The following is a 1,891-nucleotide window of genomic DNA, read 5'->3' on the forward strand; positions in this document are numbered from 1 at the left end:
TACAGCCACGATAACCTGACGGGAAGCAGCGGGCTGGAGGTGGACGGTGACGGCAGGGTCATCAGTATGGAGGAATATTATCCGTACGGGGGCACGGCGATATGGACGGCACGCAACGTGGTGGAAGCCGACTATAAAACGATCAGATACTCGGGGAAGGAGCGCGACGCGACGGGGCTGTACTACTACGGATACCGGTACTACCAGCCGTGGTCGGGACGCTGGCTCTCCGCAGACCCGGCGGGGACGGTGGACGGGCTGAATGTGTTCAGGATGGTCAGGAATAACCCCACTACTTTAGTTGATGATGATGGAAGACAACCTTCTTCGGCAGAAGAAAAAAGGAGAGTGAAAAAATATGCCTTTACACCCTTTGTCTCAACAGATAATTTGGTATACGACTTAATTAATAAATTCTCCTATTCATACTCTAAAGATAGCGAGGGTGACTGGATTACACCCTTATTTACAGGAAAGATTCAAAAGGGGCGTTTCGAAAAACAACTGAATGATGAGAAAGGCATTATTATTGAAATGATAAAGAAAACGATTAATGCTGACAGTGATATTGAATCGAGTGACAAAGCCGATGAGATTTATTCAGCATTCGTGGGGAACTACGCAGCTGAAAAAAACAACGGAGTAGTAAATTTTGAAGGTAGCGATGACAAAACCGAAATATACATCCTTGGTCATGGGGCTGCTGGCGATGATGCTATCTATCTGTCTCCATATTCAGAAAATAAAAAATTCGCATTTGAGGTTGTTACATTATTAAGTAAACTTGGAATTCCCAATGACATGGACATTAATCTTGACTTTTGCTGGAGTGCAGCTGCGACAGAACCTGAAGGGATAAGTCTGCAGCAATACCAGCAAGCGTTACAAGATGGGAGTATCTCTGCACTGGTTGACGGTAGTGATAGTAGTTTTATGGACGAATTTGTTCAGGAAATTAGAGAAAACATGCCTCATTATCATGGAAAAGTGACAGGTTACTACGGAGTTGTTCACCTGCAGAAGAAAGTGTTGAATGGTTTTGAAAATGATGACAGACAACATCTCGTCGTGTCTTTCCCTGTAGAGGACGGCAGTGAATTTTTTGTGAAAAAAACACAGGCCCGGAAAGTCATAGGGGTTTGAGGTCCAATGGAACGAAAACGTACGCTAAGAGCCTGTCAGTAATTCTGTGTAACTGACCACTCATTAAAGGTGATCGCTCAGGCGGTCACCGAACTCGATAATAAAACGGCTCATTGCCAGCCGCCAGTTCTGGATCGGCATACTCCAATAGGAGTATTTTTCACATCTCTGTAAAGAGATAGTTCTTTGCTAATAATCCGAAAATAACAACTGGTGTTTTTTACATTAATTACAGATCCACTTATCTGATTTTTAAGTGTTTTTTCTAGATGTGTGTCATTGTTATGATTAATGCAATTATTAGAGAAGCTAGGAGTGGTGTTGATTCTTCCTATCATATCAACCCCTTTATTTTACTATCATTAATTAAATAACCATACCAGTACAATGCAATAAACATCTTTCAAAAAACGATTATTTGAATCGCCACGGATAATCTAGACACTTTCGAGTCGTCGGTAATATCGGCTTTCATATTCTGTCGGTGGCATCTTATCGCTCGAACCATGCCGACGCTTACTGTTATAAAACATTTCGATGTAATCAAAAATATCGCTGCGGGCTTCTTCCCGCGTTCCGTAGAGCTTTTTCTTTATCCGTTCACGTTTTAGTAGCTGAAAAAAGCTTTCTGCGACCGCATTATCGTGGCAGTTACCACGACGACTCATACTGCCTTCCAGGCCGTGTGATTTCAAAAACGACTGCCATTCATGGCTTGTATATTGGCTGCCCTGGTCAGAGTGAACCA

2 protein-coding genes are annotated in these 1,891 nt (G+C 42.8%); one reads left to right on the top strand and one right to left on the bottom strand.

Annotated features, from left to right (window positions below):
• Positions 1-1,143 (top strand): RHS repeat-associated core domain-containing protein (locus L462_RS25715; RefSeq protein ID WP_032679489.1); only part of this gene is annotated, 1,143 nt, incomplete at its 5' end.
• 437 nt (positions 1,144-1,580) lie between these two features.
• Here the strand turns inward: L462_RS25715 and L462_RS0123860 are convergent.
• Positions 1,581-1,891, bottom strand: a 311-nt coding sequence (locus tag L462_RS0123860; protein WP_155964487.1) for an IS3 family transposase, incomplete at its 5' end; no start/stop codon positions are given.

The organism is Enterobacter sp. BIDMC 26 (assembly GCF_000534435.1).
GTDB lineage: Bacteria > Pseudomonadota > Gammaproteobacteria > Enterobacterales > Enterobacteriaceae > Enterobacter > Enterobacter ludwigii.